Source organism: Stenotrophomonas sp. (genome assembly GCF_036662295.1).
Lineage (GTDB): Bacteria > Pseudomonadota > Gammaproteobacteria > Xanthomonadales > Xanthomonadaceae > Stenotrophomonas.
In genome coordinates this window covers 1-25428 of sequence record NZ_JAVWXA010000041.1, presented here as the reverse complement: position 1 = coordinate 25428, position 25428 = coordinate 1, and the positions used below count along the sequence as shown (strand labels likewise).

General features: G+C 68.6%; 21 protein-coding genes. 15 read left to right on the top strand and 6 right to left on the bottom strand.

All coding sequences use genetic code 11. The annotated features are described in order from the left end of the window. Positions 1-228: 228 nt before the first annotated feature. Positions 229-897, bottom strand: coding sequence for a TetR family transcriptional regulator (locus RSA25_RS10130; RefSeq protein ID WP_332808766.1), 669 nt, complete (start codon positions 895-897; stop codon positions 229-231). Positions 898-1126: 229 nt separating this feature from the next. Here RSA25_RS10130 and smeD point away from each other — a divergent pair, with 229 nt between their 5' ends. Genes smeD through RSA25_RS10115 form a run of 3 tightly spaced genes read left to right on the top strand, consistent with a single transcriptional unit; the run spans position 1127 to position 6893 of the window. Then, positions 1127-2308, top strand: coding sequence for a multidrug efflux RND transporter periplasmic adaptor subunit SmeD (gene smeD / locus RSA25_RS10125; RefSeq protein ID WP_332808765.1), 1182 nt, complete (start codon positions 1127-1129; stop codon positions 2306-2308). Between the two features lie 12 nt (positions 2309-2320). Beyond that, the gene (gene smeE / locus RSA25_RS10120) at positions 2321-5509 is read left to right on the top strand and encodes a multidrug efflux RND transporter permease subunit SmeE (protein ID WP_332808764.1); all 3189 of its coding nucleotides are present in this window, start codon (positions 2321-2323) and stop codon (positions 5507-5509) included. After that, complete coding sequence (locus RSA25_RS10115; RefSeq protein ID WP_332808763.1) at positions 5502-6893, top strand: efflux transporter outer membrane subunit; 1392 nt, start codon at positions 5502-5504, stop codon at positions 6891-6893. Before smeE ends, RSA25_RS10115 begins: the two co-directional genes overlap by 8 nt. Positions 6894-6935: 42 nt before the next feature. On the opposite strand, the gene RSA25_RS10110 is transcribed toward RSA25_RS10115, so the two are convergent. From RSA25_RS10110 to RSA25_RS10095, 4 genes are all read right to left on the bottom strand, one after another. Continuing rightward, positions 6936-7364, bottom strand: a complete 429-nt coding sequence (locus RSA25_RS10110; protein WP_332808762.1) for a low affinity iron permease family protein — start codon at positions 7362-7364, stop codon at positions 6936-6938. A gap of 88 nt (positions 7365-7452) precedes the next feature. After that, positions 7453-7794, bottom strand: coding sequence for a hypothetical protein (locus tag RSA25_RS10105; RefSeq protein WP_332808761.1), 342 nt, complete (start codon positions 7792-7794; stop codon positions 7453-7455). Between the two features lie 62 nt (positions 7795-7856). After that, on the bottom strand, positions 7857-8144 hold the full coding sequence (locus RSA25_RS10100; RefSeq protein ID WP_332808760.1) for a hypothetical protein: 288 nt from the start codon (positions 8142-8144) through the stop codon (positions 7857-7859). A gap of 257 nt (positions 8145-8401) precedes the next feature. Continuing rightward, the gene (locus RSA25_RS10095; RefSeq protein ID WP_332808759.1) at positions 8402-8854 is read right to left on the bottom strand and encodes a nucleoside deaminase; all 453 of its coding nucleotides are present in this window, start codon (positions 8852-8854) and stop codon (positions 8402-8404) included. Positions 8855-8967: 113 nt separating this feature from the next. Between RSA25_RS10095 and ubiE the strand changes: the two genes are divergently transcribed. The 4 genes from ubiE (at position 8968) to RSA25_RS10075 (ending at position 13370) form a co-directional block, all read left to right on the top strand. After that, positions 8968-9729: a bifunctional demethylmenaquinone methyltransferase/2-methoxy-6-polyprenyl-1,4-benzoquinol methylase UbiE gene (gene ubiE / locus RSA25_RS10090; protein WP_332808758.1), complete on the top strand. Its 762-nt coding sequence runs from the start codon at positions 8968-8970 to the stop codon at positions 9727-9729. A gap of 130 nt (positions 9730-9859) precedes the next feature. Beyond that, the gene (locus RSA25_RS10085; protein WP_332808774.1) at positions 9860-11785 is read left to right on the top strand and encodes a M1 family metallopeptidase; all 1926 of its coding nucleotides are present in this window, start codon (positions 9860-9862) and stop codon (positions 11783-11785) included. Positions 11786-12003: 218 nt separating this feature from the next. Beyond that, the gene (locus tag RSA25_RS10080; protein ID WP_332808757.1) at positions 12004-12732 is read left to right on the top strand and encodes a hypothetical protein; all 729 of its coding nucleotides are present in this window, start codon (positions 12004-12006) and stop codon (positions 12730-12732) included. Continuing rightward, a complete protein-coding gene (locus RSA25_RS10075) occupies positions 12729-13370 on the top strand; it encodes an HAD family hydrolase (protein WP_332808756.1) in 642 nt (213 codons plus the stop codon). Before RSA25_RS10080 ends, RSA25_RS10075 begins: the two co-directional genes overlap by 4 nt. A gap of 283 nt (positions 13371-13653) precedes the next feature. Here RSA25_RS10075 and RSA25_RS10070 read toward each other — a convergent pair whose 3' ends face one another. Further along, positions 13654-14592, bottom strand: a complete 939-nt coding sequence (locus tag RSA25_RS10070) for a carbohydrate kinase family protein (protein WP_332808755.1) — start codon at positions 14590-14592, stop codon at positions 13654-13656. A 284-nt stretch (positions 14593-14876) separates the two neighbouring features. Here RSA25_RS10070 and RSA25_RS10065 point away from each other — a divergent pair, with 284 nt between their 5' ends. The 8 genes from RSA25_RS10065 (at position 14877) to RSA25_RS10030 (ending at position 25303) form a co-directional block, all read left to right on the top strand. Beyond that, positions 14877-15923 carry a rod shape-determining protein gene (locus RSA25_RS10065; protein ID WP_332808754.1) on the top strand — a complete coding sequence of 349 codons (1047 nt, stop codon included), beginning with the start codon at positions 14877-14879 and terminating at the stop codon, positions 15921-15923. Positions 15924-16052: 129 nt separating this feature from the next. Then, positions 16053-17150: a rod shape-determining protein MreC gene (mreC, locus tag RSA25_RS10060; protein WP_332808753.1), complete on the top strand. Its 1098-nt coding sequence runs from the start codon at positions 16053-16055 to the stop codon at positions 17148-17150. Further along, the gene (mreD, locus tag RSA25_RS10055; protein WP_332808752.1) at positions 17147-17632 is read left to right on the top strand and encodes a rod shape-determining protein MreD; all 486 of its coding nucleotides are present in this window, start codon (positions 17147-17149) and stop codon (positions 17630-17632) included. The genes mreC and mreD overlap by 4 nt, the downstream gene beginning before the upstream one ends. 1 nt (position 17633) lies before the next feature. Further along, complete coding sequence (gene mrdA, locus RSA25_RS10050) at positions 17634-19709, top strand: penicillin-binding protein 2 (RefSeq protein ID WP_332808751.1); 2076 nt, start codon at positions 17634-17636, stop codon at positions 19707-19709. Continuing rightward, complete coding sequence (gene rodA, locus RSA25_RS10045) at positions 19706-20818, top strand: rod shape-determining protein RodA (protein WP_332808750.1); 1113 nt, start codon at positions 19706-19708, stop codon at positions 20816-20818. The genes mrdA and rodA overlap by 4 nt, the downstream gene beginning before the upstream one ends. An 819-nt stretch (positions 20819-21637) precedes the next feature. Beyond that, on the top strand, positions 21638-22783 hold the full coding sequence (gene mltB / locus RSA25_RS10040) for a lytic murein transglycosylase B (RefSeq protein ID WP_332808749.1): 1146 nt from the start codon (positions 21638-21640) through the stop codon (positions 22781-22783). Continuing rightward, complete coding sequence (locus RSA25_RS10035; RefSeq protein WP_332808748.1) at positions 22780-23982, top strand: septal ring lytic transglycosylase RlpA family protein; 1203 nt, start codon at positions 22780-22782, stop codon at positions 23980-23982. The genes mltB and RSA25_RS10035 overlap by 4 nt, the downstream gene beginning before the upstream one ends. A gap of 106 nt (positions 23983-24088) precedes the next feature. Next, entirely contained in the window at positions 24089-25303 is a 1215-nt protein-coding gene (locus RSA25_RS10030; RefSeq protein WP_332808747.1) for a D-alanyl-D-alanine carboxypeptidase family protein, read from the top strand. The last annotated feature ends 125 nt before the right edge of the window (positions 25304-25428 follow it).

Sequence of the window (25428 nt, the reverse complement as noted above, 5' to 3'; positions counted from 1 at the left end):
CCCACCGGCCCCGGGGGGGGTGGGGGGGGGGGCGGGGCCCGGTTGGCCCCCATGCCTGGCGCAAAAAGCGCCCCCTGGGTGGGGTGCCCGGACGGTCCCGCACCCCCACCCGTACCCGCCCAAGCCAGCGCAGGCGCACACGAGTGAACCCGTCTCTGCTTTTGACGTTGAAGTGGACGCTGAAGTGGACGTTGAAGCGGCAACAACAATCCAACCCCGCGCAGACAACTACGCTTCGTCGTCCGTCGGCAACGCCGTCGGAGGCGCGCCCGGGGTGAACACGCCCGGCTTCACGAACGCACTCAGGATCGCGTCCAGCGTCTGCGCGCCGTCGCGTTTGATCTCGAACAGCTCCGGCTCCAGCATCGCGCTGTACAGCACGCCGGTCAGGCTCGTGCTGACGATCCGCGCCACCGTGTCCACGTTCACGCCCTCGCGCAGCTGGCCCAGTTCCCGCGCCCGCTCGAACGCCGCCGCGAAGATCCCCAGCTCCTCCCGCGAGGCTTCCAGCTGCAGCTCCTGCATCGCCTGGCTCTCTACCGACAGATCGTTGCGCAGCATGATCTCCATCATGTTGCGCAGCCGCTCGTCGTCGGCCAGCTCCTGGAAGGAGACCAGCAACGCCGAACGCAGGTCCACCACCGGCGTGGACCGCTTGGAGGACGTCGTCCGCCGCAACCGCTCGATGAACGGAATGCGCTCGCGGTCGATCATCGCCGTCAGCACCTCCGTCTTGTTCTTGAAGTGCCAGTACACCGCCCCGCGCGTATAGCCCGCCCGCGCGCCGATCATCGCCAGGCTCGTCCCCGCCACCCCGTATTCATGGAAGCACGCCTGTGCCGCGTCGAGGATCCCCTCGCGCGTGGCCTGTGCTTCTTCTTTGGTTTTTCTGGCCATTGCGTTGTGCAGTTGCTGGATGAAACCGGCCTGAATTGTACCGCTTTACAAACAAACATGCATGTATGTATATTTCCGTCCCACTCATCCGCCGTGAGGACCGCGCGTACCCGTAACCGGTCCTCGCAGGTGTGATTTGCCGTATTTGATGTCCTGTTGCCTGTCATTCGCCACTTTTGGCGGGAGATAGCGCCTCAGGCGACCCTTTTCGTTTCCTGTGAGCCTCCCCATGTCCCGATCCCCGTACCGTCTCCTCGCGCTGTCCCTGGCGATCGCCTTGACCGTGTCCGCCTGTGGCGGTGGTGGCCAGGAGGCCCCGCAAGGCGGTCCCGGCCAGGTCACCGTTGCCACCCTCAAGGCCGAGCAGGTCGGCCTCACCCGCGAACTGCCCGGCCGCACCAATGCCTTCCTGGTCGCCGAAGTGCGGCCCCAGGTCAGCGGCATCGTCGCCAGGCGCCTGTTCACCGAAGGCGGCCTGGTCAGCGCCGGCCAGCCGCTGTACCAGGTCGATGACGCCAGCTACCGCGCCCAGGCCAACAGCGCCCGCGCCCAGCTCGCCCGCGCCGACGCCACCGCCAATGCCGCCCGCCTGAGCGCAAAGCGCATCACCGAGCTGGCCAAGGTCGATGCGGTCAGCAAGCAGGACCTGGAAAACGCCGTGGCCGCCCAGAAGCAGGCCGAGGCCGATGTCGGCGCCGCCCGGGCCAGCCTGGATGCCGCCAACGTCACCCTCGGTTATGCCCGCATCACCGCCCCGATCAGTGGCCGCATCGGCAAGTCCTCGGTCACCCAGGGCGCGCTGGTCAGCGCCGGCCAGGCCGATGCGCTGGCCACCGTGCAGCAGCTCGATCCCATCTACGTGGACCTGACCCAGTCGGCCAGCGAGCTGCTGCAGATGCGCCGCGAACTGGCCAACGGCACCCTGCAGGACAACCAGTCGCTGCCGGTCACCATCCTGCTCGATGACGGCACCGAGTTCGCCCACAAGGGCACCCTGGAATTCTCCGAGGTCAGCGTGGACCCCACCACCGGCAGCTACGCGCTGCGGGTCAAGGTGGCCAACCCGGACCAGCTGCTGATGCCGGGCATGTACGTGCGCGCGCAGGTCGGCAGCGGCGTGCGCGAGAACGGCCTGCTGGTGCCCATGCAGGGCATCGCCCGCGATGCCAAGGGCGAAACCTCGGCCATGGTGGTCGGCAAGGACAACAAGGTCGAAGTGCGACCGGTCAAGGTCAGCCGCGCCGTGGGCGGCAAGTGGCTGGTGGAGGACGGCCTCAAGGCCGGCGACAAGGTCATCGTCGAAGGCCTGCAGAAGATCCAGCCGGGCATGCCCGTGCAGGCCACCGAAATGGGCGCCGCGCCGGCCAAGCCGGCCCAGCCGGCGGCCGCCGCCCCGGCCGACAAGCAGTAAGCGGAGAACCCCATGGCACGTTATTTCATTGATCGACCCATCTTCGCGTGGGTGATCGCCATCATCATCATGCTGGCCGGCGCGCTGGCGGTGGTGAAGCTGCCGGTCTCGATGTACCCCGAAGTGGCACCGCCGGCGGTCGAAATCAGCGCCACCTACCCGGGTGCGTCGGCCAAGGTGGTCGAAGACTCGGTGACGCAGATCATCGAGCAGAACATGAAGGGCATCGATGGCCTGATCTACTTCTCCTCCAACAGCTCGGCCAACGGCCAGGCCACCATCACCCTCACCTTCGCCTCGGGCACCAACCCGGACATCGCCCAGGTGCAGGTGCAGAACAAGCTGCAGCTGGCCACCCCGCTGCTGCCGCAGGAAGTGCAGCGGCAGGGCATCAACGTGGCCAAGTCGAGCAGTGGCTTCCTGCAGGTGATCGGCTTCGTGTCCAACGACAACAGCATGGACGCCAACGACATCTCCGATTTCGTCGGCTCCAACGTGGTCGATACCCTCAGCCGCGTGCCGGGCGTGGGCAACATCCAGGTGTTCGGCGGCAAGTACGCCATGCGCATCTGGCTGGACCCCAACAAGCTGCACACCTACAAGCTCTCGGTGGATGAAGTCACCGCGGCGGTCACCGCGCAGAATGCCCAGGTGGCCATCGGCCAGCTCGGCGGCGCCCCGTCGATCAAGGGCCAGCAGCTCAACGCCACCATCAACGCGCAGAGCCGCCTGCAGACCCCCGAGCAGTTCCGCAACATCCTGGTGCGCGGTGGCACCGACGGCAGCGAGCTGCGCCTGGGCGACGTGGCCCGGGTGGAGCTGGGCGCGGAAAGCTACGACTTCGTCACCCGCTACAACGGCAAGCCGTCCACCGGTATCGCCATCACCCTGGCCACCGGCGCCAATGCACTGGATACGGCCAACGGCGTGCGCGCGGCGCTGGACGAACTCAAGCCCAACTTCCCGGCCGGGCTGGAAGCGGTCGTGCCGTATGACACCACCCCGTTCGTGCAGGTCTCCATCAAGGGCGTCATCAAGACCCTGATCGAAGCGATCGTGCTGGTGTTCGTGGTGATGTACCTGTTCCTGCAGAACTTCCGCGCCACGCTGATCCCCACCATCGCCGTGCCGGTGGTGCTGCTGGGCACCTTCGGCATCCTGGCCGCGCTGGGTTTCTCGATCAACATGCTCACCATGTTCGCCATGGTGCTGGCCATCGGCCTGCTGGTGGATGACGCCATCGTGGTGGTGGAGAACGTCGAGCGGATCATGTCCGAGGAGGGCCTGTCGCCGCTGGAAGCCACGCGCAAGTCGATGAGCCAGATCACCGGCGCGCTGGTCGGCATCGGCCTGGTGCTGTCGGCGGTGTTCGTGCCGATGGCCTTCATGAGCGGCTCCACCGGCGTGATCTACCGGCAGTTCTCGGCCACGATCGTCTCGGCCATGGCCTTGTCGGTGCTGGTGGCCATCGTGCTGACCCCGGCGCTGTGCGCCACCATGCTCAAGCCGCTGAAGAAGGGCGAGCACCACGTCGCGCACAAGGGCTGGTCCGGTCGTTTCTTCAACGGCTTCAACCGTGGCTTCGACCGCTCCAGCGAAACCTACCAGCGCGGCGTCAAGGGCATCCTGGCGCGGCCGTGGCGCTTCATGTCGATCTTTGCCGCGCTGGCGCTGGTGATGGGCGTGCTGTTCATGCGCCTGCCCAGTTCGTTCCTGCCCAATGAAGACCAGGGCATCCTGATGGCGCTGGTGCAGACCCCGGTCGGCGCCACCCAGGAGCGCACGCTGGAGGCGATGGGCAAGCTGGAAGACCACTTCCTGCAGAATGAAACCGAGGCGGTGGAATCGGTGTTCGCCGTGCAGGGCTTCAGCTTCGCCGGCATGGGCCAGAACGCCGGCATGGCCTTCATCAAGCTCAAGGACTGGAAGGAGCGCGATGCCGACCAGGGCGTGGGTCCGATCACCGGGCGCGCAATGGGCGCGCTGGGCCAGATCAAGGACGCCTTCATCTTCGCCTTCCCGCCGCCGGCCATGCCGGAGCTGGGCATCGGCTCGGGCTTCACCTTCTTCCTGAAGGACAACAGCGGCCAGGGCCACCAGGCCCTGCTGGATGCGCGCAACCAGCTGCTGGGCGGCGCCGGTGGCAGCAAGCTGCTGGCCAACGTGCGCCCCAACGGCCAGGAAGACACCCCGCAGCTGCGCATCGACGTGGACGTGGAAAAGGCCAATGCGCTGGGCCTGTCGGTGGCCTCGATCAACTCCACCCTGGCCACCGCGTGGGGCAGCAGCTACATCGATGACTTCATCGACCGTGGCCGGGTCAAGCGCGTGTACGTGCAGTCCGATGCGGACTTCCGCATGAACCCGGACGACTTCAACGTGTGGTCGGTGAAGAACACCCAGGGCGAGATGGTGCCGTTCAGTGCCTTCGCCTCCAAGCGCTGGGACTACGGTTCGCCGCGCCTGGAGCGCTACAACGGCGTGTCGGCGATGGAGATCCAGGGCGAGCCCGCCCCCGGCGTGGCCTCGGGCGATGCGATGGTGGAGATCGAGCGCCTGGCCAAGGACCTGCCGGCCGGCTTCGAGATCGAGTGGACCGCGCTGTCCTACCAGGAGCGCCAGGCCGGTTCGCAGACGCCGCTGCTGTACACGCTGTCGCTGCTGATCGTGTTCCTGTGCCTGGCCGCGCTGTATGAAAGCTGGAGCGTGCCGACCTCGGTGCTGCTGGTGGCCCCGCTGGGCATCCTCGGCGCGGTGCTGGCCAACACCATGCGCGGCATGGAACGCGACATCTACTTCCAGGTGGCGATGCTGACCACGGTGGGCCTGACCAGCAAGAACGCGATCCTGATCGTGGAGTTCGCCAAGGAAAACCTGGAGAAGGGCGTCGGCCTGATCGAGGCCACCATGCATGCCGTGCGCGATCGCCTGCGCCCGATCATCATGACCTCGCTGGCCTTCGGCCTGGGCGTGCTGCCGCTGGCCATCGCCTCCGGTGCCGGCTCCGGTGCGCAGCGCGCGATCGGTACCGGCGTGCTCGGCGGCATGGTGGTGGGCACGGTGCTGGGTGTGTTCTTCATCCCGCTGTTCTTCGTGGTGGTGCAGCGCCTGTTCAACCGCAAGCTGCGCGAGGGCGGCCGCCCGACCCCCACGCCGACCCAACGCAACGGCGATACGCCGGAAGGTGGCACCCATGAGTAAGGCGTCTTCCCTGCTGGCGGTGGCCGTGGCCATCGCCCTGTCCGGCTGCGCCACGCTGGTCCCGGCCAGCACCGAGGTCGCCCCGGCGATCCCGGCGCAGTGGCCGGCCACCGCCGCCACCGACGCGGCCAGCCCGGTCGCGGCGGCCGACATCGGCTGGCGTGATTTCTTCACCGACCCGCGGCTGCAGTCGCTGATCGAGCAGTCGCTGGCCAACAACCGCGACCTGCGCGTGGCCGTGCTCAACGTGGAGAAGGCGCGCGCGCAGTACCGCATCCAGCGCGCCGACCGCGTGCCGGCGATCGCGGCCACCGGACAGATGACCCGCAGTGGCGGCGACACGCCGGTGACCGAGCAGTTCAGCGCCAACCTGGGCGTGGTCGAGTTCGAACTGGACCTGTTCGGACGCGTGCGCAACCTCAGCCAGGCCGCGCTGCAGCAGTACTTCGCGCAGGCCGCCAACCGGCGCAGCGCGCAGTTGAGCCTGGTGGCCGAAGTGGCCAACGCCTGGCTCACCCTGGGCGCGGACGCCGAGCAGCTGCGGATCGCCCAGGCCACGCTGGCCACCTACGAGGATTCGCTGCGCCTGAGCGAGGCGCGCCACCAGCTCGGCGGCGCCTCCTCGCTGGAACTCAGCCAGACCCGCACCCTGGTGGAAACCGCGCGCACCGACGTGGCGCGGTTTGCCGGGCAGGTGGCCCAGGACCGCAACGCGCTGGTGCTGCTGGCCGGCGGGCCGGTGCCGGACACCCTGCTGCCGGCCACCGAAGTGGAGCAGGTGGCGGCGGTGCGCGCGCTGCCGGCCGGCGTGCCGGGCGAGGTGCTGCTGCGGCGGCCCGACGTCATGGCCGCTGAACACACGCTGTTGTCGGCCAATGCCAACATCGGCGCGGCGCGTGCAGCGTTCTTCCCCTCGATCAGCCTCACCGGCAGCATCGGCTCGGCGTCGTCGGAGCTCTCTGGCCTGTTCGATGGCGGCACCCGCGTGTGGAGCTTCATGCCCAAGCTCAACCTGCCGATCTTCCAGGGCGGCAAGCTGCGCGCCAACCTGGGCGTGGCCAACGCCGACCGCGACATCGCGCTGGCGCAGTATGAAAAGGCGATCCAGTCCGGCTTCCGCGAGGCCGCCGATGCGCTGGCGCTCAACGACAGCCTGGATGCGCAGTTGAGCTCGCAGCAGGCGCTGGTGGCCGCCGCCGAGCAGGCGCAGACGCTCTCGCAGGCGCGTTACGACGCCGGCCTGGACAGCTTCCTCACCCTGCTCGATGCGCGGCGCACGGCCTATACCGCGCGCAAGTCGCTGGTCAGCACGCAGCTGGCCCGGCAGTCCAACCAGGTCGCGCTGTACAAGGTGCTGGGTGGCGGCTGGCACGAGCGCGGCTGACGCCCGGCCACGCTGCACAGGGCAGGCGGCGCACGGGCGGGGTCATGTCGGTCGGTCGCCGCCGCGATGGGCGGCGTGGCAGGAGGCGCGCACGCGGTCGAGCGCGTCGCCGGCCTCGCGCGCCATGCGCTCGTAGTCGCGGCGGATTTCTTCCAGGCGCTCTTCGTCCAGCTCTTCCAGGTCCAACAGTTCGTTGTTGGCCTCGGCGGTGGCCCGGATCAGCTCGTCAAGCTTGATCTGCACCGCCGCCGCGTCGGCGTTCTGGCTGTGCTGGATCAGGAACACCATCAGGAAGGTGATGATCGTGGTGCCGGTGTTGATCACCAGCTGCCAGGTATCGTTGAATTTGAAGACCGGGCCGCTGAGTGCCCAGAGCACCACGATGGAGACGGCAGCCAGGAACGTCCAGGGCGTTCCTGCGGCATAGGCCGCCTTCTTGGCGACCAGGTTGAACACACTTCGAAGGCTCATGCGGCACGCTGGGTTGGTAACAGGCCCCCATCATTGGCGGCGTGCCGTGTAGGGGCCGTGCACTCGGTGGTGCGCGGCGCCGCCGCTGTCAGGCGCGTGCCGCACCCAGTCGCGGGCGGCCGTCCACGTCGTGGCGGCTGGCCAGGTAAACGTGTTCCCAGCACTGCTCGACGAACTCGCGGGCCTGCGCCTCGCTCAGGCGCGGCATGATCTGCAGCGCGTACTGGGTCTGGAAGGATTCGTCGCGCTGCTCGTCGCTGGCGCGCGGTTGGGTGATCAGCGAATCGCAGGCGAACTTGATCCACGGTACGTAGTGGCCGAACGAACCGCTGCCCGTGCCGAGGGTGCCGTCAGCATGACGCTGGCGCCAGTAGGCGACTTCGGCGTCGACATCGATCACGGCGGGGATGGAAAGCTGGGCGGAGGACATGGTCGCTTCGATATGCAGGGAAGGAGTGGAACAAGAGTGCGTAAGGCGCAGTGCATGCCGCGTCATGGCGATGTCGAGCCTGCGTGGCCGGGATCGCTGAAGAATTCAGGGCGGGTGCGGCTCACCAGCTGCGCATGGTCGACCACGCCCAGCCGTTCGGCGAAGGTTGCCAGCTGGTTGCAGAGGTCCACGCGGTGCTGCGGGTGGGCCAGGATCAGGGCCTCCTGGATGGCCTGGTAGGCAGACCAGAACGGGGCAGCGTTGCGGTGCGTGGCATGGTGCACCTGCAGCTGGTCCCATGCGCTTGAGAGCGCCATGTCCAGGTCGGTGCGGCGGATTTGGGCATTCATGACGTCTCCTCGACGTTGCTGCCCCCTGTGAATCCACCATAGGCGCTGTGTGCGTGCCGGATGTTAGTGCCATGTGTGCAGGCGGTCGTCGGCGTGTACGCAAACACGCCGTTGATGCGGCCACGACGCTGCTGGCACAGGCGCTTCACCTGGCTGTATGGAACTGAAGCGTTCAGAACGCGGCACGCTGCGACGTGATGTCGCAGCGGCGATGCGCGGCGTTGGCAGGCCCAACGCGCGCAGAACAAGGGCGCGGCTTATTCGCCGATATCTTCGTTCCACACCTCGGGATGGTCGGCGATGAAACCGCCGAGCAGGTCGATGCAGGCCTGGCTCTGCATGTCGATCACCTTGACCCCGTTCTCGCGCAGCCATTCGATGCCGCCCTGGAAGGTGACCGACTCGCCCACCACCACCGTGCCGATGTTGAACTGGCGCACCAGCCCGCTGCAGTACCAGCAGGGGGCCAGGGTGGTCACCATGATGGTGTCCTGGTAGCGGCGCTGGCGGCCGGCCTTGCGGAACGCATCGGTCTCCCCGTGCACCGAGGGGTCGCCTTCCTGCACGCGGCGGTTGTGGCCGCAGCCCAGCAGGCGGCCGTCGTTGTGGTACAGCGCCGCGCCGATCGGGATGCCGCCCTCGGCCAGGCCCTGGCGGGCTTCGGCGATGGCGGTTTCAAGCAGGGCGGCGTAGTCGGGGGTGGTGATCATGGGTCTGGGCCATCGGGGTCGGGGCGCCCATGATAGGGGGCCGGCAGCGGCCTGCGACGCCTGGACGCGGCGCCGAGGTGCCGCAGCGCGCCGAGCGGTGCGATAATCGCCCCATGAGCGAATCCCCCTACAAGAGTGGCACCACCCATTTCGGCTTCCGCGATGTTGCCGCCAAGGACAAGCAGAAGCTGGTGGGCGAAGTGTTCACCTCGGTCGCGCGCAGCTACGACCTGATGAACGACCTGATGAGCCTGGGCATCCACCGTGCGTGGAAGCGCTACTACGTGGCCACCGCCCAGGTGAAGCCGGGCGACCGCGTCCTGGACCTGGCCGGCGGCACCGGCGACATCGCCGCGCTGATCAAGGAGCGGGTGGGCGATGAGGGCAACGTGGTGCTGGGCGACATCAACGCCGGCATGCTCTCGGTCGGCCGCGACCGGCTGATGAACCGCGGCCTGGTCAAGGGCCTGGAGTACGTGCAGTGCAACGCCGAGGCGCTGCCCTTCCCCGATGCCAGCTTCGACCTGGTGACCATCGCCTTCGGCCTGCGCAACGTGACCGACAAGGACGCCGGGCTGCGCGAGATGTACCGCGTGCTCAAGGTGGGCGGCCAGGCGCGCGTGCTGGAGTTCTCCGAAGTGACCGCGGACTGGTTCAAGCCGATCTACGATTTCCACTCGTTCAAGATCCTGCCCAAGCTGGGCCAGCTGTTCGCCCGCGACGGGGACAGCTACCAGTACCTGGCCGAGAGCATCCGCAAGCACCCGCCGCAGGACCAGCTCAAGGCGATGATGGGCGAGGCCGGGTTCGAGCGCTGCCACTACAAGAACCTGACCGGCGGCATCGTCTCGATCCACTCCGGCTACAAGCTCTGAGCCGTCGCGGCAGCGGCACGGGACGCGCCCGCAACGGGCGCGCCTGAATAGGCCACGGGCGGGGCACGGCTGCCCGCCGGTGCGGACAGGGGGTAAACTGGTCGTTTCACCCTGATCGGTCCCGATGTCCATGCGATCTCCGTTCCTGTTGATTCCCCTGGCCGTGGCGCTGGCCGCCGGCTGCTCCAAAGAAGCGGCGGCCCCGACCGCCGAGCCCACCGCCACCGCACCGGCGAGCACTGCCATGAAAGCCGACAGCCGCAGCCACGACGAAAGCTCCTACGCCGAGCCGGACAAGGTGGTGGTCAAGGACCTGGCGCTGGACCTGAAGCTGGATTTCGATGCCCGGCAGATCGGCGGCACCGCCACCTACACCCTGGAGTGGAAGGACAAGGCGGCCAAGCAGCTGGTGCTCGATACCCGCGAGCTGACGGTTGAAAAGGTCGAGGCGCTGGACGCCGACGGCAAGACCACGCCGCTGCCGTTCGTGCTGGCCCCGGCCGACAAGGTGTTCGGCAGCAAGCTGAGCATCGAGGCACCGGCGCAGCCGGCCAAGGTGCAGATCACCTACCACACCGCGCCGACCGCCTCGGGCCTGCAGTGGCTGGAGCCGTCGATGACCGAGGGCAAGAAGCTGCCCTTCATGTTCAGCCAGTCCCAGGCCATCCACGCCCGTTCGTGGGTGCCGCTGCAGGACACGCCGAGCGTGCGCTTCACCTACAGCGCGCACGTGGTCTCGCGCCCGGACGTGATGGTGCTGATGAGCGCCGACAACGATCCCAAGGCCGCGCGTGATGGTGACTACACCTTCAAGATGCCGCAGCCGATCCCGTCCTACCTGCTGGCCATCGCCGCCGGCGACCTGGTGTTCGAGCCGATCTCCGGCCGCTCGGGCGTGTGGGCCGAACCGACCATGGTCGGCAAGGCGGCCAAGGAATTCGAGGACACCGAGAAGATGATCGGTGCGGCCGAGAAGCTGTACGGCGAGTACCGCTGGGGCCGCTACGACATGCTGGTGCTGCCGCCGTCGTTCCCGTTCGGCGGCATGGAAAACCCGCGCCTGACCTTCGCCACCCCGACCGTGATCGTGGGCGACAAGTCGCTGGTGTCGCTGGTGGCCCATGAGCTGGCGCACAGCTGGTCGGGCAACCTGGTGACCAATGCGAGCTGGAAGGACATCTGGCTCAACGAGGGCTTCACCACCTACGTGCAGGGGCGCATCACCGAGGCGCTGTACGGCCAGGAGATGGCCGAGATGGAGCGCGAGATCGACCAGAACGACCTGCTGGCCGAAGTGAAGGACATGAGCCCGGCCGACCAGGCGCTGGCGCTGCCGCCACTGACCGAGCGCGACCCGGACGAGGCGTTGAGCAACGTGGCCTACGTGAAGGGCTCGTGGTTCCTGCAGTTCCTGGAGCAGCGCTTCGGCCGTGAGACGTTCGACCCGTTCCTGCGTGGCTGGTTCGATGACCATGCCTTCCAGAGCGCCAACACCGACCAGTTCGTGGCGTACCTGAAGAAGAACCTGCTGTCCAAGAAGCCCGGCGCGGTGACCGATGCCGAGCTGAAGGCGTGGCTGGACGAGCCGGGCATTCCGGCATTCGCGACGAAGGCGCGTTCGCGCAACTTCTCGATCGTCGATACCGCGCGCATCGCCTGGCAGGGCAGCAACACGCTGCCGAACGTGCAGATCAGCAGCGAGTGGGGCACGCAGGAATGGGTGCACTTCATCGACGGCCTGGGCAAGACGCTGCCGGTGGAGAAGCTGGCGGCGCTGGACAAGGCCTACCACTTCACGGGCACCGGCAATGGCGAGATCGCGATGCGCTGGTACCCGCTGGCGATCCGCAGCGGCTACACCGAAGCCAACGAGCCGGCCGCGGCGTTCATCGAGCGGGTGGGCCGTCGCAAGCTGATCCTGCCGATCTACGCCGAACTGGTGAAGACGCCCGAAGGCCTGGCGTTTGCCAAGGCGGCCTTCGAGAAGGCCAAGCCGGGCTACCACCCGATCACCACCGCCTCGGTGCAGGACATGCTGGACAAGGCAAGCCGGTAATGCCGGCGGTTGGCCGGCAATCCCGGCCAACCGGCAACGCGCGATGCAATGCCTGAAAGAACGGCGGGGAAACCCGCCGTTTTTTTGTGCGTGTCCCACATGCCGGCGTGGCCTGCACCGTGCACCGGCATCGCCGCGCCGGCACCTGCGGCGGACGTCGGGTTGGTAAAGTAGGCCGGTGATGCCTGCGGGCGTCCTGCCCACTTACGGAGCCTCCCATGAAACGACTGATCCTCATCGCCGCGTGCACCCTGGCCCTGGCCGCCTGCAGCAACCCCGAGGAAGCGCGCAAGGCGCAGGAAGCGGCTGCCGCGGCCGCCAAGGCGCAGCAGGAAGCCAAGGCCGAGGACGTGGCCAAGCAGTACGACATGGCCGTGGCGGCCCAGGATTGGGAGCGCGCGCGCCTGCATGGCGGCGCACTGCTGGACCAGTACAAGGACACCGACGTGGCCGCGCGCATCGAGCCGGGGTTTGCCGAGGTGCAGGCCAAGGGGGATGCCGCGCGCGACCTGCGTCGCATGCAGGGCCTTTGGCAGTACAACCAGATCCCGGCGGGCAAGGGCACCCAGTTCTCGGCGCAGATCTACAGCAAGGAGCGCGTGGACGTGGATGGCAGCGGCGCCAAGCCGGTGCAGCTGGTGTTCCGCGACCACCCCGAGTGGACGCGGCATGCCTACCTGGTGCTGCAGGCCGGCGACTTCCGCTGCCCGCAGTGCAAGGTGCAGGTCCGCGTGGACGGCGGCAAGCCGATCGCCATGGCCGCCTGGCGGCCCAAGACCGACGAGGCGATCGCGATGTTCATCACCGACCAGAAGGCGCTGTGGAAACTGGCGCGCAAGGCCAAGGTGATCAGCATCGAGTTCCCGGTCAAGGCCGGCGGCACGCGCACGGCGGTGTTTGAAACCGGTGGCGTGGACACCCAGCGCATGCCCAAGTGGTGGGAGTGACCGTGGCCCATCCCCCGGTGGCGGCCCTGCCGCTGTCGGCGATCCGCCACTGGGTGTTCGACATGGACGGCACCCTCACCGTGGCGGTGCATGATTTCGAGCGGATCAAGCGCGAACTGGCGATCCCGGTGCAGGACGACATCCTGACCCACCTGGCCGGGCTGCCGGCCGCCGAGGCCGCCGCCAAGCAGGCCTGGCTGCTGGCCCACGAGCGCGCCCTGGCTGGCCAGGCCCGGGCCGCCGAGGGGGCGGTGGCGCTGGTCCGCGCGCTGCACGGCGCCGGCTGCCGGCTGGGCATCCTCACCCGCAACGTGCGTGGGCTGGCCCAGGTGACCCTGCAGGCCATCGGACTGGGCGATGTGTTCGCCGAACAGGACATCATCGGCCGCGACGAGGCCGCGCCGAAGCCGTCCCCGGCCGGGCTGGCCCATTTCGTCCAGCGCTGGCGGGTGGACCCGGCGCAGGTGGTGATGGTGGGCGACTACCGCTTCGACCTGGAATGCGGCCGTGCCGCCGGCACCCGCACCCTGCTGGTCAACACCCCCGACAACCCCTGGCCGGGCATGGCCTGCTGGCACCGCACCGACTGCGGCCGGGTCCTGGCCGAATGGCAACGCAAAGACCCGCCAACCCCCTAGCGCAGCGTGAGCCAGTCATCCAACTCAACGCCGCTCCCACCCACCACCTCGCGACCCACCCACGGGTGGAAAGCCCCCTTGGTGTTCAAGGGGGCGCGCCGAAGGCGGGGGGATCAGGAGGCGTGCGCGGGTCGGTTGCGCCGCAGGCGCAGTCGACTCAAGGGGGCGCGCCGAAGGCGGGGGGATCAGGAGGCATGCGCGGGTCGGTTGCGCCGCAGGCGCAGTCGACTCAAGGGGGCGCGCCAAAGGCGCGGGGTTTAGGAGGAATGCGCCGGCAATTCGGTTACGCGTTAAGCGCGTAACCGAATTGCTGCTTGAACTGCTCGTTGAACTCGTCAAAGGTGAAGCGCTGGTTCTGCGTGCCCGGGTGCTCCACCTTCAGCGCGCCCATCAGGTTGCCCATGCGGCCGATGGTGAGCCAGTCGTAGCCCTTCTCGATGCCGTAGATCAGGCCGGCGCGGAAGGCGTCGCCGCAGCCGGTCGGGTCGACCACGCGGCGCTCGTGCGCCGGCGGGATGTCATAGGTCTTTTCCGGGGTATGGATCACCGCGCCCTTGGGGCCGCGGGTGGTGATGTAGGCCTTGACCCGGCTCACGATCGCCTGCTCGTCCCAGCCGGTGCGCTCCTGCAGCAGGTTGGACTCGTAGTCGTTGACCACCACGTAGTCGGCCTGCTCGATGAAGGTGCGCAGCTCGGGGCCGTTGAACAGCGGCATGGCCTGGCCCGGGTCGAAGATGAACGGCACGCCGGCGTCGAAGAACTCCTGCGAGTTCTGGATCATGCCCTCGCGCCCGTCCGGGCCGACCAGGCCCAGGGTCACGCCCGGCACGTCCTTCACGTGGTTCTCGTAGGACCGCATCATCGCGCCGGGGTGGAAGGCGGTGATCTGGTTGTTGTCGTGGTCGGTGGTGATGAACGCCTGCGGGGTGAACAGCTCGTCGATCACCTTGATCCGGCTCAGGTCGATGCCCAGGCCCTGGAAATACTCCCGGTACGGGCCGAAGTCCGAGCCCACCGTGCCCATCGGGATCGGATCGCCGCCCAGCAGGTGCAGGTTGTAGGCGATGTTGCCGGCGCAGCCGCCGAACTCGCGGCGCATGCGCGGCACCAGGAAGGACACGTTCAGGATGTGCACTTTGTCCGGCAGGATGTGATTCTTGAACTGGTCCGGGAACACCATGATGGTGTCGAAGGCAAGAGAACCACAGATCAAAGCGGACATCGATTAAGCCTATGCGGAGAGGAGTTTGAGGCCCGCCGGGCGGGCAACGAAACGGCGCCCTCGGGCGCCCTGCGGTGCAAAGGTTAACGGGTGAGGCGGCTTTGGGCCAGAACCGGGGCCATCGGGGGGCATCGAAATTCGCCTGAATGGCCGTGAAGGCTTGCTTTGCACCAGATTTGTCCTTGCTCGCGCACAGGGGGATTGCTAGGCTTGTCGCCCTCGAATTCTGCCCATTTTTTCGCCATCCCGCGTTGGGCGCGACACCCCTCAGGATCAACTCCCAGATGTTCAAGAAATTGCGTGGCATGTTCTCCAATGACCTGTCCATTGACCTGGGCACGGCCAATACCCTCATCTACGTGCGCGGGCAGGGGATCGTGCTGAATGAGCCGTCGGTGGTCGCCGTGCGCCAGGACCGCGCCATCGGCGGGACCCGCCGGGTGGCCGCCGTGGGCGCCGAGGCCAAGCAGATGCTCGGCCGTACCCCGGGCCACATCACCACCATCCGCCCGATGAAGGACGGCGTCATCGCCGACTTCACCTACACCGAGGCGATGCTCAAGCACTTCATCAAGAAGGTCCACAAGTCGCGCTTCCTGCGCCCGAGCCCGCGCGTGCTGGTCTGCGTGCCGGCCGGCTCGACCCAGGTCGAGCGCCGCGCCATCAAGGAATCGGCCGAGGAGGCCGGGGCGCGTGACGTGTTCCTGATCGAAGAGCCCATGGCGGCGGCGATCGGCGCCGGCATGCCGGTCACCGAAGCCCGCGGCTCGATGGTCATCGACATCGGCGGCGGCACCACCGAAGTGGCCGTGATCTCGCTCAACGGCATCGTCTATTCGGCCTCGGTGCGCATCGGCGGCGACCGCTTCGACGAGTCGATCACCAACTACGTGCGCCGCAACCACGGCATGCTGATCGGTGAGGCCACCGCCGAGCGGATCAAGGTGGAACTGGGCTGCGCCTACCCGCAGGCGGAAGTGACCGAGATGGAAATCTCCGGCCGCAACCTCGCCGAGGGCGTGCCGAAGATGATCAAGATCAACTCCAACGAGGTGCTCGAAGCCCTGCACGAGCCGCTCTCGGGCATCGTCAGCGCGGTCAAGCTGGCCCTGGAGCAGACCCCGCCGGAACTCTGCGCCGACGTCGCCGAGCGCGGCATCGTGCTCACCGGCGGTGGCGCCCTGCTGCGCGACCTGGACCGCCTGATCTCCGAAGAGACCGGCCTGCACGTGCAGGTGGCCGACGATCCGCTGACCTGCGTGGCCCGTGGTGGCGGTCGCGCCCTGGAGCTGGTGGACATGCACGGCAACGAGTTCTTTGCGCCGGAGTAAGTCGTACCCGCGCCGTTTCCTGCACGCGCCCCTGCCGCGTGATGCCCGCTGCGTGCCTGTCACGCCGGGCATCGCCACGCCGGGGCGTTGTCGCATCCCCTTCCTGTTTGCCTCCAGTCGAAGCCAGTCGTGCCGCCCTACGCCGGTCCTCCCGTAGCCTCCCGCCAGGGCGATGCCGCCAGCCCGCTGCGGCTGCTCGCCTACCTGGCCCTGGCCATCACCCTGATCGTCCTCGACGACCAGGCCGGCTGGCTGGCGCGCCTGCGCGCGCAGGCCAACGTGCTGGTGCAGCCGGTCTGGGCGCTGGCCGGGCTGCCCGGCAAGCTGGGCACCCAGGTCAAGGACAACGCGGCCAGCCATGGCCAGCTGGTGGAGGAGAACCGCACGCTGCGCAACCAGCTGCTGATCGCCAACGCCCGCCTGACCCGGCTGCAGACCGCCGCGCTGGACAACGCGCAGCTGCGTGAGCTGCTTAACGTGGCCGAGCGCAGCGGGCTGGACGTGCAGCTGGCGCCGATCCTGGACATCGACCTGGACCCGGTCCGGCAGCGGCTGGTGCTGGCCGCCGGCAGCCGCGATGGCGTGCACATGGGCCAGGCCGTGATCGATGCCGGTGGCCTGATGGGGCAGGTGATCGCCACCACCGGCAACAACGCCACCGTGCTGCTGCTGACCGACCCGGACCACGCGGTGCCGGTGACGGTGGCGCGCAACGGCGTGCGCCTGATCGTCTATGGGCGCGGCGATACCCTGGAGCTGCGCGACATCCCGCTCAGTGCCGGGGTGGAAGTGGGCGATGAGATCGTCACCTCCGGCCTGGGCGGGCGCTTCCCGGCCGGGTTCCCGGTGGGAAAGATCACCGCGCTGCGCCCCGATGACACCCATGCCTTCCTGGTCGGCGAGCTGAAGCCGGCCGCCCAGCTCGATCGTGGCCGCGATGTACTGCTGCTGCGGCCGGGTGCGGCAATTCAGGTGCCTGCGGCACATGAATTGCCTCAGCCGGATGTGCCTGCGGCAAACGCGGCTGCCGCGGGGGCTGCGCCCCTCAACACCGCGCCAGCCGGCGCTCCGGTAGTGCCGGCCGCTGGCCGGCAACCCAGCCAACCGACCGTGCCGGCCGCTGGCCGGCAACCCCCGTCATCCCGGACACCGGCGCCCGCGCCGGTCCCGACACCGGCCACCGCCGCCCCTGAAACCGGCGCGGTGCCGCCGGAGGAGCAGCGATGAGCCGCCTGCGCGACAAAGCCTGGGTGCTGCCGGTCAGCGTGGTCCTGGCGCTGCTGCTGGGCCTGCTGCCGCTGCCGGCGCTGCTGCAGCCGCTGCGCCCGTACTGGCTGGCGCTGGTGCTGGCCTATTGGGTGATCGAGGCGCCGGACCGGGTCGGGCTGGGCATCGCCTTCGCCAGTGGCGTGGTCGCCGACCTGCTGTACGGCGGGGTGCTCGGCGAGCAGGCGCTGCGGCTGGTCATGCTGATCTTCATCCTGCAGCGCTTCCGCGCGCGCATCCGCTTCTTCCCCATGTCCCAGCAGATGCTGGTGATCGGCGGGCTGCTGTTCAACGACCGCATCGTCGGGGCGGTGGTGCACATCGTGGTCGGCGAGCCGGCCCTGCCGTGGGCGTATTGGTGGGCACCGCTGCTGGGCATGGCGCTGTGGCCGCTGCTGTTCGTGCTGCTGGACGCGGTGCGCTTCGGGCGTCGCGGTCGCTGACATGTACGTGCGCCGCCAGGCCAAGAACCCCCATGCCGAAGCCGAGCAGTTCCGGCGCCGCGCCGCGCTGGGCTTCCTGGGCGTGCTGGTCTGCCTGATCGGGCTGGGCGGCTGGTACTTCAAGCTGCAGGTGCTCGACCACGACATCTACGCCACGCGCTCGGAGGCCAACCGGATCAAGCCGCGGCCGGTGGTGCCCGGGCGCGGCATGATCTACGACCGCAACGGGCGCCTGCTGGCCGAGAACGTGCCGGCCTTCCGGCTGGACATCACCCCGGACAAGGTCAAGGACATGGACGCCACCCTGGCCGGGCTGGCGAAGATCCTGGCGCTGAGCCCGGAGGACATCGAGACCTTCAACAAGTCGCGCAAGAGCCGCCGCAAGTTCCTGCCGGTCACGCTCAAGCTGCGCGTCACCGACGAGGAAATGGCGCGCTTTGCGGTGGACCGCTGGCGCTACCCCGGCGTGGAGCTGGAGCCGTACCTGACCCGGCGCTATCCCTACGGCGACCTGTTCGCGCACATCATCGGCTACGTGGGCCGGGTGGATGACAAGGACCTGGAGATCCTCGGCGAGGGCAATGCCGCGCTGACCCACATCGGCAAGTCCGGGCTGGAGCGCTATTACGAGACGCAGCTGCGCGGCAAGGTCGGCTACGAGCAGGTGGAGACCAACGTCCAGGGCCGCGCCATCCGCACCATCGGCCGGGTCGCGGCGCAGTCGGGCAGCGACCTGCGCCTGTCCATCGATGCCGACCTGCAGCGGGCGATGGTGGCCGCCTTCGGCGAGTTCGAGGGCGCGGCGGTGGCCATGGACCCGCGCACCGGCGAGATCCTGGCCATGGTCAGCCTGCCGTCCTACGACCCCAACCTGTTCGTCAATGGCATCTCCCATGCCGACTTCCAGGCGCTCAACAGCAGCCCCTCGCGGCCGCAGTTCAACCGCCTGGTGCTGGGCGGGGTGGCCCCCGGCTCGACGATCAAGCCGCTGATCGGCCTGGCCGGGCTGGACAGCGGCACCCGCCGGCCGGAGGACAAGATCTTCTCCAAGGGCATGTTCTACCTGCCCGGGACCTCGCGTGGCTGGGGCGATGCCAACCGCGGCGGGCATGGCTGGACCGACCTGCGCAAGTCGATCACCCAGTCGGTCAACACGTACTACTACCAGCTCGCGCTGGACATGGGCATCGACCGGTTCGACCACTACATGGGTTACTACGGGTTCGGCGCGCCCACCGGCATCGACCTCACCGGCGAGATCGGCGGCATCCTGCCGTCGCCGGCCAACAAGTACAAAAGCCGCAAGGAGCGCTGGTATCCCGGCGACACCGTCAACGTGAGCATCGGCCAGGGCGACTGGAAGGTGACCCCGCTGCAGCTGGTGCACGGCGTGGCGGGGATCGGCGACGGCCAGCTGCGCACCCCGCACCTGGTGATGCAGCAGCGCGCCGGCTTCGATGCCGACTGGGCGGCGATGCCGGCCGGCGAGACCAAGCCGGTCAGCCCCAGCCCGGGCAACCTGCAGGCCGTGCGCGAAGGCATGATGGGCACCATGCGGCCCGGCGGCAGCGGCGCGCGCGCGGCGGCCGGCGCGCCGTACACCATCGCCGGCAAGACCGGCACCGCGCAGGTGATCAGCCGCCGCGGCACGGCCGCGGTGAACCCCAAGAGCCTGCCCATGCACCTGCGCCATCGCTCGCTGTTCGTGGGCTTCGCCCCGGCCGAGAACCCGGTGATCGCCGTGGCGATCGCGGTGGAGGGCGGCGGCTACGGCGGCTCGGCGGCCGCGCCGATCGCGCGCAAGCTGTTCGATGCCTGGCTGCTGGGCAAGATGCCCGATGGCCTGGAGCCGCTGGACAGCGAGCGCGGCACCACCGCGATCGGGATCACCGCGTTCGAGGGCAGCGACAGCGATGCCCGCGCGGCCGGCGATGCGGCCGCCGCGGCGCTGGAGACGCTGCCGATCGTGGTCGGCGTGCCCAGCCTGCCAGCCCCGGGCCCCGCGGCACCAGGTACGCCCGTGCCGGCCGCGCTGCCGGCCCCGACCGCGCCCGTGGCGCCGGAGCGATCGCGATGAAGGTGTTCCTGCGCTGGGCCGCCGACATGGTCGCCCGCTTCTGCGCCTCGCTGGACTGGGTGCTGTGCCTGGCGCTGGGCGCGTTGATGCTGATCGGGCTGTCGGTGCTCAAGAGCGCTGGCGGCGACGGCCTTGTGTATGCGCAGGGCGCGCGGTTCGTGGTCGGGTTGGGCGCGATGTGGGCGATCTCGCGCGCCTCGATCCTGCGCATCCGCTCGGCCACGCCGCTGATCTATGCGATTTCGATGATTCCGCTGCTGGCGGTGTTCGTGCTGGGCACGGGCAAGTACGGCCGGCAGTGGCTGGACCTCAAGCTGTTCTACCTGCAACCGGCCGAGCTGCTCAAGGTGAGCCTGCCGATGATGGTGGCCTGGTACCTGCACAAGATGCCGCTGCCGCCGCGTTTCTCCACGGTGATGGTGAGCGCGGTGATCATCGGCGTGCCGACCGGGCTGGTGATGCTGCAGCCGGACTTCGGGACCGGGGTGCTGATCGCCGCCAGCGGCGCGTTCGTGCTGCTGCTGGCCGGCCTGCCCTGGTGGTGGGTGGGCGTGGCGGTGGGCGGGGTGGCTGCGGCGGCGCCGGTGGCCTGGATCTGGCTGCTGCGGCCTTACCAGAAGGACCGCATCATGATGTTCCTGGACCCGGAGATGGACGCGCTCGGCGCGGGCTGGAACATCATCCAGTCCAAGATCGCGATCGGCTCGGGCGGATTCGACGGCAAGGGCTGGGGGCAGGGCTCGCAGTCGCACCTGAACTTCATTCCCGAGCAGACCACCGACTTCGCGTTCTCGGTGCTGAGCGAAGAGTTCGGCTGGCTGGGCGTGGCCACGGTCCTGACGCTGTACCTGGTGGTGATCGGGCGCTGCCTGTGGATCGCCTCGCAGTCGCGCGATTCCTACTCGCGGCTGCTGGCCGGCGCCACCGGCCTGGCGTTCTTCGTCTACGTGCTGGTCAACGGCGGGATGATTTCCGGCCTGTTGCCCGTGGTCGGCGTACCGATGCCCCTGATCAGCTACGGCGGCACCTCGGCGGTCTCGCTGCTGGCCGGCTTCGGGCTGGTGATGGCCGCGCGCAGCCACCAGCCGGTTCATGGCGGGTACGGCTGAGCGGGTAGGCCGCGTTGTGCGCCGCGCGGGGCAAGTGGGTTCCGGCGCTGCGTGCAGCCACCCATGGGGTGGCTCTACCCCCTCCCCTCAGGGTAGAGCCACCCCATGGGTGGCTGCTCTTCGCATCTGCCCCCGCACCCCCGTCCGCAAATCCCGTCCTTCCGGCATTGCTTGCAGCCACCCATGGGGTGGCTCTACCCACCTTCGCCCCGCATACCCATCCGCAGCACCCGTCGTTTCGGCATTGCGTGCAGCCACCCATGGGGTGGCTCTACCCCCCTTCTGCCGTTCTCCTGCCCGCATCGATCCGCGCATGAACAGGCGAAATGCGTCAGCGTTTGGCGGGTTTGGTGGAGGGTTCGTCAACAAAGTGACGGAAAAGTGGGATGTGGCGCACAGATATGAAGGGAGTTGATTCGGATCAATGGACTTGTCGCAATCGGCCGGCACAATGGCGGCCCGTCAGCAGGGTGTCGCGAGCCAAGCGCCGCATCCGGGGAGCTTGATGGGGAGCAGTTGATCCAACGGGTACAAGGCGCGCGGCGTGCGCTGGGGAGTTGCACGCTGCGCGAGTACCGACCGGATCGGTTTGGCCGGTTGCGTCCATGGGGATGGGGGCGCAACCGGCAAAACCTCTCACGCGCCTGCGTGGATGCTCCGGGCCGCGCTGATCAGTGCCACGCCCGTCGCCGGCTGAATGGGGCAGGGCCCCGCACCCGTGTAGACACGCGCTTAACGATTGCCCCGTATGGCGGGCAAATCGTTGTGATTCATGGCCTTAGGGGTTTTAATTCATCCTCGGTCTGCTAACCTGCCGCGATGATCCGACGCTCCCTGGCCTGCATGCTTACGCTCGGTTTGGTCGCTTGTGCGACCCAGCCGCCATCCCCGTCACCGGCGCCGCAGGCCTCGAGTGCCCCCAACAAGCCGGTCAACGCGACCAAGGGCCCGGCCGAAGCCGCGCCGGAGGCGGCCGCCGCCACTGCCGCGCCGGTCGATCTGACCCCGGTGCCGTTCGCGGTGGCCCGCGCCAACTTCGTGCGTGACACCGCCCAGCGCTACGGCATCCCCGCGGCCCAGATCGAGGCCACGCTGGCCCAGGCGCAGGTGCGTGACCCGATCATCGCGGCGATGTCGCGCCCGGCCGAGCGGGTCAAGCCGTGGAACGAATACCGGCCGATGTTCATCAGCCAGGCGCGGATCGATGGCGGCCGCCGCTTCCTTGCCGAGCACCGCGCCGAACTCACCCGCGTGCAGCAGCGCACCGGCGTGCCGGCCGAGGTGATCGTGGCGATCATCGGCGTGGAAACCAGCTACGGCCGCAACGCCGGCAGCTACCGGGTGCTGGACGCGCTGTATACGCTGGCCTTCAACTACCCGCGCAGCGGCGACCCCGCCAAGCTCGAGCGCGAAGTGCGGCGCGAACTGTATTTCCGCGATGAGCTGGCGCGCCTGTTCGCGCTGACCCGCGACGAGAAGCTGGACATCCTGGCGATCAAGGGCAGCTACGCCGGGGCGATGGGCATGGGCCAGTTCATGCCGTCCAGTTACCTGGATTTCGCCGTGGACGGCAACGGCGATGGCCGCCGCGACCTGTTCAACAGCTACGACGACGTGTTCTCCTCGATCGCCAACTACTTCGTCAAGAAGGGCGGTTGGGTGCGCGGCGGCCCGGTCGCCGTGCCGGCCACGCTGGCCGCCGGCCGTGAGGAATTCAATCCCACCGAATGGGCGCCGACCTGGACCCTGGGTGAGCTGGCCCAGCGCGGCTACCAGCCGTCGGTGCCGGTGGCGGCCGGCCTGACCGCCACGCCGATCACGCTGGAGGGCAGCACCGGCAAGCAGTACTGGCTGGGCTTCCAGAACTACTACGCGATTACCCGTTACAACCTATCCAAGATGTACGCGATGGCCGTGTTCCAGTTGTCCCAGGCCATCGCCGGTCAGGAGCTGCCGCCGGCATGAACGCACGCGCACGTTGCAGATGGCTGGTCCCCGGTCTGTTGATCCTGGCGCTCGCCGCCTGCAGCAGCGCACCGAAAAAGCCGGCTGCGGGCGGTATCGCCAAGCCCGGCAGCGGTACGGTCGTGCAGGGCAAGGGCGGGCGCCCGGCGCACTGCCCTGACGGCTCGCCCTACAAGGCGGCCACCGAAGACCCCAGCACGCGCGGCGACTATCGCGCCGGGGGCCTGTACAAGCCGGGCGTCAACGACAGCACGCCCAGCTACATCCCCAACGTGGCCTGCATTCCCGAGCCGGAGGTGGTCGACCTGCCGCGCTCGCCGGTGGGCAACAAATCGCCGTACGTGGTGCTCGGCAAGCAGTACCAGGTGCTGGACAAGACCAGCGGGTACGCCGAGAAGGGCACGGCCTCGTACTACGGGGCCAAGTTCCACGGCCGGCTCACCTCCAACCGCGAGGTGTATGACATGTACGCGTTCACCGCCGCGCACAAGACGCTGCCCCTGCCGAGTTTTGCGCGGGTGACCAACCTGGACAACGGCGAATCGGTGATCGTACGGGTCAACGACCGCGGCCCGTTCCATGATGGCCGCGTGGTCGACCTGAGCTATGCCGCCGCGGTGCGCCTGGGCATCACCCAGCGCGGCACCGGCAACGTGGAAGTCCGCGCGCTCAGCCCGGGCGAAGGCACGCTGCTGGCCGACAAGCCGTCGCGTCGCGAGCGGCGGGCCGCCGCCAGCGCGGCCCAGGCCGCGCCGGCGCGCCCGGCCAGTGACATGGACGCGCTGGTGGGCCGCCTGCCGGCATCGCCATCCAGCGGCCGTCCGGCCGCCACCCAGGCCGCCCCGAGCGACGATGCGCCGGTGGCCGTCAGCGCCCTGCCGCCCGCACCGGTGGTGGCGGCGGCCGCGACTCGTCCCGCCCCGCGACCGACGCCGCCGGCCACCGCCGGCAGCCTGCCGCAGCAGGTGGGCGCGGTGCTGCTGCAGGTGGCCAGTTTCGCCAGCCGCGAGAACGCCACCAAGGCGCTGGGCCAGTTGTCCTCGGCCGGCATCGTGGGGGCCACCCTCAGCGACATCGCCAGCGGCGGACGCACCCTGTGGCGGCTGCGGGTGCCGGCGGCCGACCATGCCAGTGCCTCGGAACTTGCCGGCCGCATTGCCGGTCTGGGCTTCGGGTCGCCGCAGATCGTCAAGGAATGACCGTATGCGCCCCGGCGGCCGCGCGCGCGTGCCGCCACCGCATGGGCCTACAATGCCCATACCCAACCTCTCCACCCTTGGCGCCTTCCCTGGAGCTTGCTGTCCGATGAAATTCCGCTTTGCCGCTGCTGCCATGGCCACGACCCTGTTCGTGGGCATGGTCTCCGCCCAGACCCCGCAGCCGGCCCCCCAGCCGGTGCCTGCGCCTGCCGCCGCCCCGGTCACCGTGGCCACCCCGCCGGCGCCCAAGCCGAGCGTCTCCAAGGCGTGGGTGCTGATGGATTACGCCACCGGCCAGGTGCTGGCCGGCGAAAACGAGCATGAACAACTGGCCCCGGCCAGCATCACCAAGGTGATGACGTCCTACGTGGTCGCCGCCGAGGTCAAGAACGGCAAGGTCCGTCCGGACGACCAGGTGATGATGAGCGAGCGCGCCTGGCGCGAGGGCGGCGCCGGCACCGATGGCAGCTACAGCGGTTTCCCGGTCAACCAGACGGCACGTCTGGAAGACATGGAGAAGGGCATGGCGATCCAGTCGGGCAACGACGCGGCCATCGCCCTGGCCGAGCACGTGGCCGGCAGCGAGGAAGCCTTTGCGTCGCTGATGAACAGCTACGCGGCCAAGATCGGCATGAAGGACTCGCACTTCGTGAACGCCCATGGCCTGACGGCCCCGGGCCACCACAGCACCGCCTACGACCTGGCCCTGCTGGGCCGGGCGATGGTGCGCGATTACCCGGAAACCTACGCCTACAACAAGGTGAAGGAATTCACCGTAGGCTCGATCAAGCAGCCGAACCGCAACCTGCTGTTGTGGCGCGATGGCAGCGTGGACGGGATCAAGACCGGCCACACCTCCGAAGCCGGTTACTGCCTGATGAGTTCGGCACAGCGCGGCGACCAGCGCCTGATCGCGGTGGTGCTGGGCGGCAGCTCGGAAAAGCAGCGCGCCGATGACAGCCTGGCGCTGCTCAACTGGGGCTTCCGCTTCTTCGAAACCCACCGGATGTACGAGCCGGGCAAGGCCGTGGCCGAGCACAAGGTGTGGAAGGGCAAGGCGGACAACGTGCAGTTGGGCGTGGCCCAGCCGATGCTGGTGAGCGTGCCGCGCGGCCGCTACAACGACCTCAAGCCGACCATCGATGTGCCCAAGACGCTGGAGGCGCCGTTCACCGCCGGCCAGCAGATCGGCACGCTGAAGGTGACCCTGGACGGCAAGACCGTGGCCGAAGCCCCGCTGGTGGCCGTGGCCGCCGTGGAAGAGGCCGGCTTCTTCAAGCGCCTGTGGGACAGCTTCTGGATGTGGTGGGAATCGGAGTGATGCCTGCCCGACCGTAATGCAGAAAAAGACCGGCGAACGCCGGTCTTTTTTTGCGTGCGGGGTGACGACCGGTAGTGCCGGCCGCTGGCCGGCTCCCCGCACGTCCTGATGGGCTCATGAGGAGC

Bases quoted from the DNA above. Each gene is read 5' to 3' on its own strand.
- smeD (WP_332808765.1), top strand. From the start codon at position 1,127: ATGTCCCGATCCCCGTACCGTCTCCTCGCGCTGTCCCTGGCGATCGCC.
- RSA25_RS10100 (WP_332808760.1), bottom strand. From the start codon at position 8,144: ATGAATGCCCAAATCCGCCGCACCGACCTGGACATGGCGCTCTCAAGC.
- RSA25_RS10065 (WP_332808754.1), top strand. From the start codon at position 14,877: ATGTTCAAGAAATTGCGTGGCATGTTCTCCAATGACCTGTCCATTGAC.
- RSA25_RS10085 (WP_332808774.1), top strand. From the start codon at position 9,860: ATGCGATCTCCGTTCCTGTTGATTCCCCTGGCCGTGGCGCTGGCCGCC.
- RSA25_RS10130 (WP_332808766.1), bottom strand. From the start codon at position 897: ATGGCCAGAAAAACCAAAGAAGAAGCACAGGCCACGCGCGAGGGGATC.
- mreD (WP_332808752.1), top strand. From the start codon at position 17,147: ATGAGCCGCCTGCGCGACAAAGCCTGGGTGCTGCCGGTCAGCGTGGTC.
- RSA25_RS10070 (WP_332808755.1), bottom strand. From the start codon at position 14,592: ATGTCCGCTTTGATCTGTGGTTCTCTTGCCTTCGACACCATCATGGTG.
- mltB (WP_332808749.1), top strand. From the start codon at position 21,638: ATGATCCGACGCTCCCTGGCCTGCATGCTTACGCTCGGTTTGGTCGCT.
- RSA25_RS10105 (WP_332808761.1), bottom strand. From the start codon at position 7,794: ATGTCCTCCGCCCAGCTTTCCATCCCCGCCGTGATCGATGTCGACGCC.
- RSA25_RS10115 (WP_332808763.1), top strand. From the start codon at position 5,502: ATGAGTAAGGCGTCTTCCCTGCTGGCGGTGGCCGTGGCCATCGCCCTG.
- smeE (WP_332808764.1), top strand. From the start codon at position 2,321: ATGGCACGTTATTTCATTGATCGACCCATCTTCGCGTGGGTGATCGCC.
- RSA25_RS10035 (WP_332808748.1), top strand. From the start codon at position 22,780: ATGAACGCACGCGCACGTTGCAGATGGCTGGTCCCCGGTCTGTTGATC.
- ubiE (WP_332808758.1), top strand. From the start codon at position 8,968: ATGAGCGAATCCCCCTACAAGAGTGGCACCACCCATTTCGGCTTCCGC.
- RSA25_RS10095 (WP_332808759.1), bottom strand. From the start codon at position 8,854: ATGATCACCACCCCCGACTACGCCGCCCTGCTTGAAACCGCCATCGCC.
- RSA25_RS10110 (WP_332808762.1), bottom strand. From the start codon at position 7,364: ATGAGCCTTCGAAGTGTGTTCAACCTGGTCGCCAAGAAGGCGGCCTAT.
- rodA (WP_332808750.1), top strand. From the start codon at position 19,706: ATGAAGGTGTTCCTGCGCTGGGCCGCCGACATGGTCGCCCGCTTCTGC.
- mrdA (WP_332808751.1), top strand. From the start codon at position 17,634: ATGTACGTGCGCCGCCAGGCCAAGAACCCCCATGCCGAAGCCGAGCAG.
- RSA25_RS10030 (WP_332808747.1), top strand. From the start codon at position 24,089: ATGAAATTCCGCTTTGCCGCTGCTGCCATGGCCACGACCCTGTTCGTG.
- RSA25_RS10080 (WP_332808757.1), top strand. From the start codon at position 12,004: ATGAAACGACTGATCCTCATCGCCGCGTGCACCCTGGCCCTGGCCGCC.